Genomic DNA, 13,845 nt, shown 5'->3' with positions numbered 1-13,845 from the left:
GTGAAGACGGCTATCTCCACCGCACTCCGGAGGTCTTCCCTACGTCAACCCACCAACCCCAACGTCACCAACGTCTCGGCCGGGTACATCTAGAACGCCCGCCCGCCGGCGGCCGGCGTACCACCTGGTGAACGGCGACGCGATCCAGGTCACACGAAAGGCACGGTTCAGGCAGACTGAGGCCAGGTACCGGGAGGCGCAGTAACCGACAGCGGAGGCGCAGATGGGCGAGGAAGTCGACCGGGTCGAATTCACCCGGGCGGATCGGACCGCGTTCCGCGACCAGGTCCATCGCAATCTGGACGCGTTCGCCCGGATGTTGCGGGAGGCGCGGTTCGACGCCGAGCGGCCGATGACCGGCATCGAGATCGAGCTGAACCTGATCGACGAGAACTGCGACCCGGCGTTCAAGAACGCGGAGGTGCTGAACGCGATCGAGGACGACGCGTTCCAGACCGAGCTCGGCCAGTTCAACGTCGAGATCAACGTCCCGCCGGGCCAGATCGACGGTACCGGCCTGGACGTGATGGAGAAGTCGATCCGCGACAGCCTCAATGCCGCCGAGGAGAAGGCCGCCCGCACCGGGTCGAAGATGGTGGTCGTCGGGATCCTGCCGACGCTGATGCTGCAGCACATCTCGCGCGAGGCGATCAGCGCCAACCCGCGGTACACGCTGCTCAACGACCAGGTCTTCCAGGCCCGCGGCGAGGACGTGCAGATCGCGATCGACGGGATCGAGCGGCTGCAGGTGACCGCGGACAGCATCCTGCCCGAAGCCGCGTGTACGTCGACGCAGTTCCACCTCCAGGTGACGCCCGAGGCCTTCCCGCGGTACTGGAACGCCGCTCAGGCGATCTCCGGCGTGCAACTCGCGGTCGGCGCGAACTCGCCGTTCCTGTTCGGCAAGGAACTGATGCGGGAGACCCGGATCGCCTTGTTCGAGCAGGCTGCCGACACCCGGACGCACGAGCTGAAGACGCAGGGGGTCCGGCCGCGGGTGTGGTTCGGCGAACGCTGGATCACCTCGATCTTCGACCTGTTCGAGGAGAACTCGCGGTACTACCCGGCACTGTTGCCGGTGACCTCGGACGAGGACCCGATCGCCGTGCTGGATCGCGGCGACACCCCGGCTCTTTCGGAGCTTCGCCTGCACAACGGGACGATCTACCGCTGGAACCGCCCGGTGTACGACGTTGTCCGGGAGAAGCCGCATCTGCGAGTGGAGAACCGCGTGCTGCCGGCTGGGCCGACCGTGGTCGACACGATGGCCAACGGCGCCTTCTACTTCGGCCTGGTTCGCGCGCTCGCCGACGACGAACGCCCGATCTGGTCGCAGATGTCTTTCAGCGCCGCGGAGGAGAACTTCCACGAGGCGGCCCGGCAAGGCATCGACGCCGAGGTCTTCTGGCCGGGCGTCGGTACGGCGCGCGCGACCGAACTCGTACTGCGGCGCCTGCTGCCGTTGGCTTCCCAGGGTCTCGACTCCTGGGGCGTCGACGCGGCCGTCCGGGATCGCCTGCTCGGCATCATCGAACAGCGCTGCCTGACCAACCGGAACGGGGCTTCCTGGCAGGCCGATGAGTTCCACCGCTTGTACACCAAGGGATCCCACGGCCGGCGCGACGCTTTGCGCGGGATGCTCAGCCGCTATCGCGAGCACATGCACGAGAACACGCCTGTGCACGAATGGCCGATCGACTGAACCGGTTAGCCCGGCAGACAACGTAGGACAGCGCGCAGCCGAAGCAATTTGCCTTCGGCAACGGGGTTAGATCCCGGCGACGGGGGTAAGCAGGGGTGAACCAGACGGCGTGCTGCGCCGGGTGTTTCGGGCACAACTGCCGGAGGGTCACGGATGCGACACAGGTGGTGCATTTCCACAGATGCCGACGCGGGTTCAGGGCAGTATCGTTCGGAACGGGTCGACCGTGTGGTGGAAGACACCCGGAGGTGAGGCAAGTCGATGACGACCATCGTCGTGGGGTATGTCCCGAAGTCCGAGGGGCGCGCCGCGCTCAGACGGGCGGCGGAGGAGGCGAAGCTACGCGACGCCAAGCTGGTGGTGGTGAACTCGCACCGGGGCGGACGCAGCTTCGACAGCGACGAGGCCGCGGCGAGTGACGCCGCGTTGACGGAGGTAAGGGAGCAGCTCGACTCGACCGGTGTGCCCTACGAGGTACGGCAACTGGTGCGTGGACTCGACCCGGCGGAGGACCTGGTGGCCGTCGCCGAGCAGGTGCACGCGGAGTTCATCGTGATCGGCCTTCGGCGCCGGTCCCCGGTCGGCAAGCTCATCCTCGGCAGCAACGCCCAACGGGTGCTGCTCGACGCTCCGTGTCCGGTGCTGGCCGTCAAGGCCGAGCCTGAGTTGTCTGATGGGGAGGAGGACTGAGGTGACTTCGACACGGAGCAAGAAGCTGTGCCTCGCGCAGCAGCCGGACGCCGACGAGATGTTGAGCAGAGACCCTTTCGCGCTGCTGGTTGGGATGCTGCTGGACCAGCAGATCCCGATGGAGCGTGCGTTCGCCGGCCCGGTCGCGATCGCCCAGCGGATGGAGGGCCCGTTCGACCCGTCCACGGTCGCCGCCTACGACCCGGACGGTTTCGTCGAGGTGGTGGCCGGTCCGCCGGCCGTGCACCGGTTCCCGACCGCGATGGCGGCTCGGATCCAGACGCTGGCCAAGCACCTGGACGAGGAGTACGGCGGTAACGCGTCGGCCGTCTGGGCCGATGTGAAGTCCGGCGACGACCTGCTCGCCCGGCTGTCCGCGCTGCCCGGCTTCGGCGCGCAGAAGGCGAAGATCTTCGTCGCGCTGCTCGGCAAACAACTGAAGGTGCGGCCGCGGGGCTGGCGGGAGGCGTCCGAACCGTACGGCGAGGACGGCGCCTACAAGTCCGTCGCGGACGTCATCGACGTGGCCTCCCTGGTGAAGGTGCGTCAGTTCAAGATGGAGCAGAAGGTCGAGAAGCGGGTGGTGGCGCGACCGATGCGGCAGACCCGGAACAGTTGAACGCTGGATTATGACGGGCTGGGGCCGGCGCCGCAAGGCGTCGGTTCTATAACGGATCTCGTGGCCGGAGGCGGTTTCGCAGCGTGATGACGCGCCAGCACGGGGGGTCGCGGAACGGTTGGGCTTGGCTCGCGGATTACAATGGAGTGTTGCTGCCGCCTGACCAGCGAGCCGCCACCAAAATCATGGCATGACAACGCTGTATGAGTAGTACCAGTAACCCTGCAGACTGCACATCGTCAGACGAGAGGTAATTCGTGTCGTCCAGCTCGTCCGAGAACCTTCCCGCCGAGTCCGGCCGGGCCGTGGCCGCCACCGCCCGCAGCACGGCTCCGAGGACCAGCGCCAGAGTAACCGAACCTGCCGCCAAGAAGGCCCCCGTGAAGAAGGCCGCTGCCGCGGCCACCAAGGCTGCTGTGTCCACCAAGGAGGACGGTATTCCCGCCGCGAAGAAGGCCGCCGCCAAGAAGGCGCCGGCGAAGAAGGCCGTGTCCGAGGCGGGTCTGGCTGTCGACCCGAAGACCGGTAAGCCGCGTGCGCTCGACGAGGTCGACGAGTCGGACTTCTCCCCGGAGGCTGTGAAGCCGCTGGAGAAGGAGCTCAGCGAGAGCGAGGGCTTCGTCGTCTCCGAGGCCGACGAGACCGACGAGCCCGAGCAGCAGGTGATGGTCGCCGGTGCGACCGCCGACCCGGTCAAGGACTACCTGAAGCAGATCGGCAAGGTCCCGCTGCTGAACGCCGAGCAGGAGGTCGAGCTCGCCAAGCGGATCGAGGCCGGCCTGTTCGCCGAGGAGCAGATCAGCGACGAGGCCACCAAGCTCAAGGACAAGGTCAAGGACGAGTACGAGTGGATCTCGGAGGACGGCCGCCGGGCGAAGAACCACCTGCTCGAGGCCAACCTGCGACTGGTCGTCTCGCTGGCCAAGCGCTACACCGGCCGCGGCATGCTGTTCCTGGACCTGATCCAGGAGGGCAACCTCGGTCTGATCCGCGCGGTCGAGAAGTTCGACTACACCAAGGGCTACAAGTTCTCCACCTACGCGACCTGGTGGATCCGGCAGGCGATCACCCGCGCGATGGCCGACCAGGCCCGCACCATCCGGATCCCGGTGCACATGGTCGAGGTCATCAACAAGCTGGCCCGGGTGCAGCGCCAGATGCTGCAGGACCTCGGTCGCGAACCCACTCCGGAAGAGCTCGCCAAGGAGCTCGACATGACCCCGGAGAAGGTCATCGAGGTGCAGAAGTACGGTCGCGAGCCGATCTCGCTGCACACCCCGCTCGGCGAGGACGGCGACTCCGAGTTCGGTGACCTGATCGAGGACTCCGAGGCGATCGTGCCGGCCGAGGCCGTCTCGTTCACCTTGCTCCAGGAGCAGCTGCACGCCGTACTGGACACGCTGTCCGAGCGTGAGGCCGGCGTCGTCTCGATGCGCTTCGGTCTGACCGACGGCCAGCCGAAGACGCTGGACGAGATCGGCAAGGTGTACGGCGTGACGCGCGAGCGGATCCGCCAGATCGAGTCCAAGACGATGTCGAAGCTGCGGCACCCGTCGCGCTCGCAGGTGCTGCGGGACTACCTCGACTGATGAAGCTCTGATGGGCAGGGCACTCGCCGGCATCTGGACGCTGGCGATCCCTGCCCTCGGCCCGGACTCGGGTCTGCTGGCCGCCGCCGTGCTCACGGCGGCGGCCGCTTTGTTCGCCGTACTGTTGGTCTCCCGCGCCGCCGCGAGCCGCCCGACCGCCGCACCGCTGCTTGCCCGCGCCACCGCTTTGCGTGAATCCACCCGCAAGGCCGCGTACCTCCCGCTCCGCGACCCCGGCGCCGCCGGCCGCCCACGCCCACGAGCACCGGGACAGTAGCGAGTTTCCTCGCTACCTCATCCCTTTCTCACTCTCGTGGAGCTTTGTCATGCCTGCTTTCCTCGACGTGCCGGTCAGCGGCGCGTACCACCTGGTCCTCTGGATCGCCCAGACCTTCGAACCCGTCACCGGCCCGTACGCCGCCGCGCTGGCGATCGTGGTCTGCACAGTGGCCGTCCGACTCGCCCTCCTCCCACTCAGCATCCGCGCTGCCCGCGGAACGAAGTCCCGCACTGCGCTCCTTCCGCAACTGAAGGAACTCTCCGAGCGGCACAAGGGCGATCCCGAACGGCTGAACCGGGAGATCGCCGCACTGCAGGCGGAGTCCGGCTCGTTGTTCGCGGGGTGCCTGCCGCTGCTTGCCCAACTGCCGTTCTTCTGGCTGATGTACCGCTTGTTCTCCACTGCGGTAGTTGCTGGGCAGTCGAACCAGTTGCTCACCGGCACCTTGTTCGGCGCACCGCTAGGCCTGCACTGGCCGCTGCTCACGTCGACGCCGGTCTACCTCGGCCTCGCAGTACTGCTTGCGGTAGTCGCCTACTTCTCGTCGCGCTGGCAGCGTCGTACTGCCGACACTCAGCCGGCCGGCCTCGCAGGTCACCTGACTCGCGTCCTGCCTTACGGCACGCTCGCCACCGCGGCCTTCATCCCCCTCGCCGCAGGCCTCTACCTACTCACAACAACCACCTGGACCGTGGCAGAACGCATGTTGCTGCAGCGCTAGGTGTTCTGCAGCGATACGGGTAGGTGGACGGTGAAGGTGGCGCCGCCGCCAGGGGTGTCGGTGACGGTCACGTGGCCGTTGTGGGCGGCGACGAGGGCGGCCACGATCGAAAGGCCGAGGCCTGAGCCACCGGTGGCTCGGGTGCGCGCTGAGTCGGCGCGGTAGAAGCGCTCGAAGACCTTCGCCTTCTGTTGCTCGTCGAGGCCCGGGCCGGTGTCCGCGACTTCGAGGATGGCCTCGTTGTCGCGGGTACCGACCGAGACCGTGATCGGTGCCTCGACCGGGGTGTGGTGGAGTGCGTTGCTGACCAGGTTTCCGAGCACCTGCCGCAACCGCGCCTCGTCACCATCCACCACGGGCGCGTCCGAACCAGGCAGGATCTGGAACTTGACCGATCGCTCCGGCTGCAGAGCCTGTACGTCGTGCACCGAGTCGCCGGCCAGCGTGAGCAGATCCACCGGCTGGTGCTGGAGCGGCCGCTGCTGATCGAGTCGTGCCAGCAGCAACAAGTCGTCGACGAGCAGACCCATCCGCTTCGCCTCGTCCTCGATCCGCTTCATCGTGGCCGGATCGATGCTGCCGCGCTGCCTGGTCAGCTCGGCGAATCCGCGGATCGAGGTCAGCGGCGTCCGCAACTCGTGCGAGGCGTCGGCGATGAACCGCCGCATCCGTTCCTCCGACTGCCGCGCGTTGTCCTCGGACTCCCGCGCCACCTCGGCCGAGCGGCGAGCGGCGTCCTCGGATCTGCGGGCCGCGAACTCCGAGGCGGTCCGCTGGGCGAACGCGGTCTCGATCTGCCCGAGCATCTGATTCAGCGCGAGCGACAACCGCCCGACCTCGGTCCGCGGATCCCGCTGCGGCACCCGGCGGCTCAGGTCCCCACCCGCGATCGCCACCGCGGTGTGCTCGACATCCTCCAGCCCGCGCAGACTACGCCGTACGACGTAGGTCCCGACGCCAGCCAGCAGAACGAGCAGGATGATGCCCGCGGCCACCTGGACGCCGACGAGCCGCTGGATCGTCTGGTCCATGTCTTCGAGGCTCTGGGAGATCGCCACCCACCCGCCCGGGATGTTCCTGGTCGGCACCACCAGCACCCGCCAGGTTGCGCCGCCGCTGACGGCCTTCACATCGAACGGGCCAGTCAGCGAGGCCGCCTTCGCCGAGGTCAGCGCCGGAATGTCCGGCTCCGGTTTGCTGGACACCGGTCCCCGGTCGAGGGTGTTGAGGACCGTGCCGTCGGCTGCGTAGTAGCGAACGAGGAATGGACTCGGTGGTGGCCGGTTGCCGCCGGGGCCTTGGCCTGGTCGCTCGCCGTTCCCGTTGCGGATGAGGATGCGCCCGGCGAGCGGGGGAGCGGCTTCGGCGAGCTGGCTGTCCACCCGATCGATGAGGTAGCCGCGCATGATGGTGGTGGCGATGACGCCGGAGGCCAGCAGGGCGGCGGTGACCAGCGCCAGTAGCACCAAGACGATGGTGATGCGGAGCGGGTAGCGGTCGGCCAGCCGCCGGTGGGGCATCAGTTTGCGCCTCGGGGGGTGCGCAGCACGTAGCCGACCCCGCGGACGGTGTGCAGCAGCTTCTGGTCGCCGGTGTCGACCTTGCGGCGCAGGTAGGACATGTACGACTCGACCACGCCGGCGTCGCCCGCGAAGTCGTAGTTCCAGACCGCCGAGAGGATCTGGCCCTTCGACATCACCCGCTCGGCGTTCTCCAGCAGGCAACGCAGAAGCTTGAACTCGGTGAGCGAGAGCTGCACCGCTTGACCGGCCTTGAACACCTCGTAGCTGTCCTCGTTCAGCTCCAGGTCGGCGTACCGCAGGATGGCTGCCTCGGTGGTGGCCTGCTCGCGATGCCCGGACCGGCGCAGCAGCGCGCGGACCCGGGCGACCAGTTCGTCCAGGCTGAACGGTTTGGTGACGTAGTCGTCGGCGCCGGTGTGCAGACCGAGCACCTTGTCCTCGACGGCGTCGCGCGCGGTGAGGAACAGCACCGGTACGTGCCGGTCCTCACCGCGCAGCCGGCGGACCACTTCGAAACCGTCCAGGCCGGGCATCATCACGTCCAGCACGACCAGGTCCGGTTCGACCTCGCGCGCCTTGCGGAGGGCCTCGGCGCCGTGCGTCGCCGTCGACACGTCGTACCCGGCGAAGCGCAGACTCGCGGACAGCAGTTCGACGATGTTCGGCTCGTCGTCGACCACCAGCAGATGCGGGCTCATGATCACAGTCTTACGCCCGCACCCGTGCTGTTGCTGGAAGGTTCCTGGCAATCGGCTGTGAGTGTCAGCCCGTGATCACCGAGGTCCGTGCTTGAAGCCCCACTTCTGACCGGCCGCGTCGCGGACCGTGCCGTCGTTCACGCTGACCGCGGTGGCCTTGCCATCGGCGACGATCGCGCTGACAGCGACCTGGTTCCCGTTCTTCACGCTGTCGATGCCGTCGCGGGTCGCGTTGACCAGCGTGTCGGCCGTCAGCGTGTAGGTCTTGCTGTATCCGTCGGCGCTCTTGACGGTGATCGAGTCCTTGCTGACCGCAGTCACCTCGCCGCGCTGGGTGGCGACGGTCTGATAGCCGCCGCCCTGCTTCTCGACGACGAACTCGCCGTGCAGCGCACCCATCATCCCGAACTCGCCGTGCCGGCCCATGCCGCCCGGGCCCTTGCCGGGCTTGGGATCGGCCGGTGCCGTCGGTGAGGTGGACGGCGAGGGAGTCGGGTCCGCGTTGGTGGTGGCCCAGGCGACTCCGCCGGCTGCCGTGGTGACCGCGACCGCGGCGGCCGTGCCGGCTACCCGCCAGCGCTTCTCGGTGAGCTTCTGGAACGACGCCATGCTGAATTGCCTCCCGGTACTACGCACCAGGCAGTGCACCTGATGCTGGTCGTCCCACCTTGCGTCGCGTTCCTGAGACCAACCTCCGGCGAACCTGGCAACAGCCTGGCAATCGCAACAGCGTGGCAGTCGTCAGACCAGGAACAGCACGGCGACCAGCCAGACGGCCGCGGCCAGCGAAGTACCGATGAACTCGATCAGGATCGACAGACCGGTCGCGCGCAGCGCGTGTTTCGTCGAGACCCAGGCCTGGTCGTGCGTGCCGAGCCGCTGCCGCTCGGACAGGTAGACGCCCAGCGGGAACCCGACGAACAGACCAACCACCGGGATCAGGAAGAACCCGACGATGCCGAGCAGGATCCCGATCAGCATCGATCTTCGGGGTACGCCGGACTCGCGCAGCCGCCGCTCGGGCACGATGTACTTGACCACCTGGCTGGCCCCGATCAGCACCACCGCGGCCGACAGCACGACCCAGCCGGTGGCGCTCTGCTCCTCCAGGGCCCAGATCAGGATCGCGGCGAGACTCAGGATCGCGCCGGGCAGCACAGGGATCACGATGCCGATGATGCCGACGAAGATCGCTACTCCGACCAGGAATGTCGCGACGCTGTTCACACCGCCACTGTGCCGCAAATCGCCCGGCTTAGGGTGGAGACATGGCTCAGCTCCACGAACTCGTGACCGCGATCGCCGCTCCCTGGGTGGTGTTGTCCCCGGCCTCCGGGCAGCTCACCGGCGGGTCCGACGAGGGCGAGGGCCTCTATGCGCGCGACCGGCGGATCCTGTCGCGCCTGGCCGTCACGGTCGACGGCCGGCCACCGGTACCGCTCCACGTCGACGAGCAGAACGCCTGCACCCACCAGTTCGTCGCTGTCCTCGACGGTCTCGGCGACCCCGGCCACGACCCGACCGTCACCTTGCGGCGCACCCGGTCGGTCGACGGCGACGGCCTGACCGAGCAGTTCACCGTCGTCAACCGCTCCCGCACCGAGATCACGCCCCGGCTGGAAGTTGCCCTGGGCACCGATCTCGCCGGGATCGCCGCCATCCGCAGCGGCGCCGCGGCCGATCTCTCCGCTGTCCCCGCCGTTGATGCAGTAGGTGGGCTGACCTGGGAGTCGGACGGCATTCAAGTCAGCGCACACTTCGAGCCCAGTGCCTCTGAAGGTTTGACCTGGGAACCGAAGATCGCCGCCGGCGGAGAGTTCACCCTCGTACTGCGGGTCTCCGCGACCTTCCCGGCGACGGACGGGTTCAGCATCGATCCGCCCGCCGACCGGCCGGCGTACGAGCACGTGTCTGTCGACTGTGACGACAACCGGGTCGCCCGCTGGGTCCGCAGGTCGCTCGACGACGTCGCCGGACTGCAGCTCGAGGCGAACGGGGGAGAGCGCTATCTCGGCGCCGGCCCACCGTGGTACCTGACGCTCTTCGGGCGGGACTCGCTGATCTCGTCGGGCATGCTGATCCCGGTCGACCCGGGTCTCGCCGCGGGGACCTTGCGCGCGCTCGCCGCTTGGCAGGGCACCAAGGTGGACCCGGACTCGGCGGAGCAGCCGGGCAAGATCCCGCACGAACTCCGCACCAGCGTCACCGATCACGGCGGCGGTCTCGTGCTCCCTGCGACGTACTACGGAACGCACGACGCCACCCAGCTCTGGGTCATCACCCTGCACAAGGCGTGGCGGTGGGGGATGCCGATCGACGAGGTCCGCGAACTGCTTCCTGCGCTACGCAAGGCGCTCACCTGGATGAGCGAGTACGCCGACCCGGACGGCGACGGCTTCCTCGAGTACATCGACGAGTCGGGCCACGGCCTCGCGAACCAAGGCTGGAAGGACTCTTCGGACTCGGTGCAATGGCCCGACGGCACCATCGCGACCGCACCGATCGCGCTCTGCGAAGTCCAGGCGTACGCGTACTCGGCCGCCATGAAGGGCGCGGAACTCCTCGACGCACTCGGTGAGGACGGCGCGCCCCAGTGGCGCGAGTGGGCGGCAACGCTGAAGGCGAGGTTCCGCAGCAGCTTCTGGGTCGACGGTTACCCGGCGATCGCTCTCGACGGCGCGAAGAAGCCCGTCGCCGGCCCGCACTCCAACCTCGGCCACCTCCTCGGCACCGGCCTGCTCGACGCCGAGGAAGAGCAGCGCGTCGTCGAGGTTCTCTCGTCCGACGACCTGAACAGCGGCTTCGGCCTGAGAACGTTGTCCAAGGCAATGACTCGCTTCAACCCCCTCGGCTACCACACCGGCAGCGTCTGGCCGCACGACACCGCGATGGCGATCGAAGGCCTGTACGCCGCCGCCCGCTCAGCTGGTACGCCGACCGCCCCCGCCACCTTGTACGTCGAAGGGCTCCTCCGCGCAGCCGAGTCGTTCGACTACCGCCTTCCCGAGCTCTACGGCGGTCGCGGCCTCACCGAGGAGACCACTCCCACGCCGTACCCCCTCTCTTGCCGCCCGCAAGCCTGGGCAGCCGCCTCCGCGATCGCCGTCCTGATCGCGGCCTTCGGCATCACCCCGGACCTCGAGAACGGCACAGTGAGCGTGACACCCGCTGAGCAACTGCCGTGGCGGCAACTCACGTTGAAGGGACTGACCGTGGGTGGTGGATCCCTGTCGGTTCAGTGGAAGGACGGCGCGATCGCGGTGGTCAAGGCGAACAGCGCGAGCAGTAGGTAGACGGCGGCCACGCAGCGGTTGCGGGCTCGGCTAGTTGTGCGGAGGGAGCGGAAACGGCGGCCGAGAGCGTCGGCGCCTAGGGCATAGGAGAGGTCGAGCGCGAGGCCGATCAGCATCACGGCGAGGCCGAGGGCGAGCATCTCTGTGCGCAGGCGGTCCGGTGCGGCGCCGCGGGTCGTGAACTGGGGGAGGAAGGCAAGGAAGAACAGTGCCGCCTTCGGGTTGAGCAGGTTCACCAGGACACCTTCGCGAAAGACGCGGCCTAGTGGAGCGATCCGGATGCTGCCGGGGCCGTCGGTAATCGGTGCCCTGAGCAACTTGATTCCGAGGAACGCCAGATAGAGCGCGCCGGCAACGGTGATCGCCGTGAAGAGGGTCGGTGAGGCCTGGACCAGCGCGACGAGGCCGAGGGCCGTGACCACGACGTACACCAGTGAGCCGGTCTCGATCGCGAGGGCGGACACGACTCCTGCCCGGCGGCCCTGGGTGAGACTGCGGAGCGAGATGTAGATGTTGTTGGGCCCTGGCATTCCGACCAGCACCACCGTCGCTCCGACGAACCCGAGCGCCTGCCCGATCCCCATCCAATTCCTCACTCTCACAGCCGTGGTGGACTTGCCGGGTCTAGCCTGGCTGGGTCCGAAGCAGTCCGCCCGAGCCAATCCGAGGAGAAGTGGACCGTTCTGGTGACGCCGCCGCTCTCGGCGAACTGATCGGCCGGCATCTGCCCGGACCAGGTGGGCTGTACCGACGGCTCGCCGACGCGATCACCGCACTGATCGGCTCCGACGAACTCCCCGTCGGCGCCCGGCTGCCGGCCGAACGACCGCTCGCGGAGGCCTTGGCGATCAGCCGGTCGACGGTCGTCGCGGCGTACGACGAACTGCGTGCCCGCGGTCTGGTCGAGAGCCGGCGCGGCAGCGGGACGACGGTGGCCGCGTCGGCCGGGCGAGGCCGATCGGGCGCGGACAAGCGGATCCCGACCGGGTACGGCGAGTCGTTGTTCCACCGGATCACGGTCGACCCCGGCGAAGTGATCGCGATGACTTACGCGGTCGATCCTGGAATGCCGGAGTTGGCCCGGGAGTTGGAGGATCTCGCGCGCACCGATCTGTCAGTGTTGTTGCAGGGCGTCGGCTACCACCCCCGCGGCTTGCCGGAACTGCGGGAACGGATCGCTGATCACTTCAGCGCGTCGGGGCTTCCGACGACCGCCGACGAGATCGTGGTGACGAGTGGCGCACACCAGGCGATAGCGCTCGCGACCCAGATGTATCTGCGAACCGGCGCGACTGTGGTGATCGAGCAACCGAGTTGGCCGGGGTGCTTCGACTTGTTCGGCGCAGCCGGCGGCCGCGTGGTCGGCGTACCGCTCGATGACGCCGGCATCAAGCCGGATCTGCTGGCAGCCGCGCTGGCCGAGCACCAGCCGGCGATGCTGTTCGTGATGCCGACGTTCCACAATCCGACCGGCCGGTTGATGTCGGCCAACCGGCGACGGCAAGTGGCCGAGCTGGCAGCGCAGTACGGCGTGGTCGTTGTCGAGGACAACGCATACTCGGCATGGGATCCCGCCGGTCCGGAGATTCCGCCGCCGCTGGCCGCCTTCGCGCCGAAGAAGGCGGAGGTGTTCACGATCGGGTCGGTGTCGAAGGCGGTGTGGGGTGGCCTGCGGATCGGCTGGATCCGGGCGCCGAAGCCGCTGGCCGAACGGCTCGCCCGGCACAAGGCGCTGGCCGATCTGGGCAGTCCGGTGATCGACCAGGCACTCACCGCGAGATTGTTGCCGCGGCTGCACGAGATGACCGCTGCGCGGGCGCGGCTGGCAACGGTACGGCGGAAGCTGATGGGGCAGTTGGTGACCGAGCGACTACCGGAGTGGAGGTGGGACGAACCCGACGGCGGTTCCGCGCTGTGGATCCGGCTGCCTGATACCGACGCGCGAATGTTCGCGCAGGTGGCGTTGCGGCACGGTGTCGAGGTGGTGGCCGGGCGGGCGATGGATCCGACCGGGGAGCACGACGATCATCTCCGGGTGCCGTTCAGCTATCCGGCCGAGGTGATGAGCGACGCGGTGGACCGGCTGGCCGGGGCCTGGCGGGAACTTCGCCGCCACGGGCCGGCGCCCGGCGTACCGATGATCTAGCCGGCGCCGATTTCGTTGCCCGGGGGCAGATTGACGGATGGTGGCCACCCGCAAGGGTGGCCACCATCGATGAAATCAGCGGGGAAGCGCCTTGGGCGCTGTGAGGCCGGTTACCGCTCGTCCTCCGTGGAGGAGACGGTCGCGGGCTCAGCGTCGAGCCGTCCCGTCTCGTCGTGAATGGTGATCGCGATGTTGCGCAGCTTCTCCGAGTGCTCCCGGCCGTGGTGGGCGCAGAACAGAAGCTCCCCACCGCTGGTCAGGGTGACACGGACGTAGGCCTGCGCGCCGCAGCGGTCACAACGGTCCGCAGCCGACAGGGTCGAGCTCGGGGCGAGTGCTGTAGTCACTTGAGGCCTCATCTCATCTAGTTCCGTACTCACCAGATAGCAACATCCTGACATGCGGATCGCTTCCCGGTTGGTGCAGCGTGTCCGTATGTGAGACGAACCACCTGTTCCGTTATGACGCATATTGACGGGGAATCGTTTCGGATACGGGCGAATTGCTGTTTCCGGCGAGTGTCGGGCGTGTCTTCTCTCACTGTGCGCGATGAGACGGCTACGGCGCGCTGATCTCCGGAGTGT

General features: G+C 68.0%; 14 protein-coding genes. 8 read left to right on the top strand and 6 right to left on the bottom strand.

Annotated features, from left to right (window positions below):
• Positions 1 to 223: 223 nt before the first annotated feature.
• The 6 genes from DIZ26_RS29645 (at position 224) to DIZ26_RS29620 (ending at position 5,601) form a co-directional block, all read left to right on the top strand.
• Positions 224 to 1,702 carry a glutamate--cysteine ligase gene (locus DIZ26_RS29645; protein ID WP_112247500.1) on the top strand — a complete coding sequence of 493 codons (1,479 nt, stop codon included), beginning with the start codon at positions 224 to 226 and terminating at the stop codon, positions 1,700 to 1,702.
• Positions 1,703 to 1,963: 261 nt separating this feature from the next.
• Positions 1,964 to 2,392, top strand: coding sequence for a universal stress protein (locus tag DIZ26_RS29640; protein WP_112247498.1), 429 nt, complete (start codon positions 1,964 to 1,966; stop codon positions 2,390 to 2,392).
• Between the two features lies 1 nt (position 2,393).
• Positions 2,394 to 3,011 carry an HhH-GPD-type base excision DNA repair protein gene (locus DIZ26_RS29635; protein ID WP_198676345.1) on the top strand — a complete coding sequence of 206 codons (618 nt, stop codon included), beginning with the start codon at positions 2,394 to 2,396 and terminating at the stop codon, positions 3,009 to 3,011.
• Positions 3,012 to 3,268: 257 nt separating this feature from the next.
• Positions 3,269 to 4,600 (top strand): RNA polymerase sigma factor, encoded by a 1,332-nt coding sequence (locus tag DIZ26_RS29630; RefSeq protein WP_112247494.1) that lies wholly within the window; start codon positions 3,269 to 3,271, stop codon positions 4,598 to 4,600.
• Positions 4,601 to 4,610: 10 nt separating this feature from the next.
• Positions 4,611 to 4,877, top strand: coding sequence for a DUF6412 domain-containing protein (locus DIZ26_RS29625; RefSeq protein ID WP_112247492.1), 267 nt, complete (start codon positions 4,611 to 4,613; stop codon positions 4,875 to 4,877).
• Between the two features lie 49 nt (positions 4,878 to 4,926).
• Entirely contained in the window at positions 4,927 to 5,601 is a 675-nt protein-coding gene (locus tag DIZ26_RS29620; RefSeq protein ID WP_112247490.1) for a YidC/Oxa1 family membrane protein insertase, read from the top strand.
• Here the strand turns inward: DIZ26_RS29620 and DIZ26_RS29615 are convergent.
• From DIZ26_RS29615 to DIZ26_RS29600, 4 genes are all read right to left on the bottom strand, one after another.
• Positions 5,598 to 7,121 carry a sensor histidine kinase gene (locus DIZ26_RS29615; protein WP_112247488.1) on the bottom strand — a complete coding sequence of 508 codons (1,524 nt, stop codon included), beginning with the start codon at positions 7,119 to 7,121 and terminating at the stop codon, positions 5,598 to 5,600. The genes DIZ26_RS29620 and DIZ26_RS29615 overlap by 4 nt on opposite strands.
• Positions 7,121 to 7,822, bottom strand: coding sequence for a response regulator transcription factor (locus DIZ26_RS29610; RefSeq protein ID WP_112247486.1), 702 nt, complete (start codon positions 7,820 to 7,822; stop codon positions 7,121 to 7,123). Before DIZ26_RS29610 ends, DIZ26_RS29615 begins: the two co-directional genes overlap by 1 nt.
• A 75-nt stretch (positions 7,823 to 7,897) precedes the next feature.
• Entirely contained in the window at positions 7,898 to 8,431 is a 534-nt protein-coding gene (locus DIZ26_RS29605) for a hypothetical protein (RefSeq protein WP_232828683.1), read from the bottom strand.
• A 132-nt stretch (positions 8,432 to 8,563) separates the two neighbouring features.
• A complete protein-coding gene (locus DIZ26_RS29600) occupies positions 8,564 to 9,049 on the bottom strand; it encodes a DUF456 domain-containing protein (protein WP_112247524.1) in 486 nt (161 codons plus the stop codon).
• 41 nt (positions 9,050 to 9,090) lie between these two features.
• On the opposite strand from DIZ26_RS29600, the gene DIZ26_RS29595 reads away from it, so the two are divergent.
• Positions 9,091 to 11,115, top strand: coding sequence for an amylo-alpha-1,6-glucosidase (locus DIZ26_RS29595; protein WP_112247482.1), 2,025 nt, complete (start codon positions 9,091 to 9,093; stop codon positions 11,113 to 11,115).
• On the opposite strand, the gene DIZ26_RS29590 is transcribed toward DIZ26_RS29595, so the two are convergent.
• Positions 11,058 to 11,699 (bottom strand): LysE family translocator, encoded by a 642-nt coding sequence (locus DIZ26_RS29590; protein ID WP_112247480.1) that lies wholly within the window; start codon positions 11,697 to 11,699, stop codon positions 11,058 to 11,060. The genes DIZ26_RS29595 and DIZ26_RS29590 overlap by 58 nt on opposite strands.
• An 89-nt stretch (positions 11,700 to 11,788) precedes the next feature.
• Here DIZ26_RS29590 and DIZ26_RS29585 point away from each other — a divergent pair, with 89 nt between their 5' ends.
• Positions 11,789 to 13,261 (top strand): aminotransferase-like domain-containing protein, encoded by a 1,473-nt coding sequence (locus DIZ26_RS29585; RefSeq protein WP_198676344.1) that lies wholly within the window; start codon positions 11,789 to 11,791, stop codon positions 13,259 to 13,261.
• 110 nt (positions 13,262 to 13,371) lie between these two features.
• Here DIZ26_RS29585 and DIZ26_RS29580 read toward each other — a convergent pair whose 3' ends face one another.
• Positions 13,372 to 13,620 (bottom strand): DUF7455 domain-containing protein, encoded by a 249-nt coding sequence (locus DIZ26_RS29580; protein ID WP_232828682.1) that lies wholly within the window; start codon positions 13,618 to 13,620, stop codon positions 13,372 to 13,374.
• Positions 13,621 to 13,845 lie beyond the last annotated feature (225 nt).

The sequence above is a fragment of the Kribbella monticola genome (assembly GCF_003261635.1).
Taxonomy (GTDB): domain Bacteria; phylum Actinomycetota; class Actinomycetes; order Propionibacteriales; family Kribbellaceae; genus Kribbella; species Kribbella monticola.
The sequence above is the reverse complement of the archived record's forward strand: the minus strand, read 5'-3'. Positions and strand labels throughout refer to the sequence as shown.

What these genes read in the sequence shown, in the direction of transcription:
- DIZ26_RS29580 (WP_232828682.1), bottom strand. Translation starts at nt 13,620, where the DNA reads ATGAGGCCTCAAGTGACTACAGCACTCGCCCCGAGCTCGACCCTGTCG.
- DIZ26_RS29620 (WP_112247490.1), top strand. Translation starts at nt 4,927, where the DNA reads ATGCCTGCTTTCCTCGACGTGCCGGTCAGCGGCGCGTACCACCTGGTC.
- DIZ26_RS29645 (WP_112247500.1), top strand. Translation starts at nt 224, where the DNA reads ATGGGCGAGGAAGTCGACCGGGTCGAATTCACCCGGGCGGATCGGACC.
- DIZ26_RS29610 (WP_112247486.1), bottom strand. Translation starts at nt 7,822, where the DNA reads ATGAGCCCGCATCTGCTGGTGGTCGACGACGAGCCGAACATCGTCGAA.
- DIZ26_RS29595 (WP_112247482.1), top strand. Translation starts at nt 9,091, where the DNA reads ATGGCTCAGCTCCACGAACTCGTGACCGCGATCGCCGCTCCCTGGGTG.
- DIZ26_RS29625 (WP_112247492.1), top strand. Translation starts at nt 4,611, where the DNA reads ATGGGCAGGGCACTCGCCGGCATCTGGACGCTGGCGATCCCTGCCCTC.
- DIZ26_RS29590 (WP_112247480.1), bottom strand. Translation starts at nt 11,699, where the DNA reads ATGGGGATCGGGCAGGCGCTCGGGTTCGTCGGAGCGACGGTGGTGCTG.
- DIZ26_RS29615 (WP_112247488.1), bottom strand. Translation starts at nt 7,121, where the DNA reads ATGCCCCACCGGCGGCTGGCCGACCGCTACCCGCTCCGCATCACCATC.
- DIZ26_RS29605 (WP_232828683.1), bottom strand. Translation starts at nt 8,431, where the DNA reads ATGGCGTCGTTCCAGAAGCTCACCGAGAAGCGCTGGCGGGTAGCCGGC.
- DIZ26_RS29640 (WP_112247498.1), top strand. Translation starts at nt 1,964, where the DNA reads ATGACGACCATCGTCGTGGGGTATGTCCCGAAGTCCGAGGGGCGCGCC.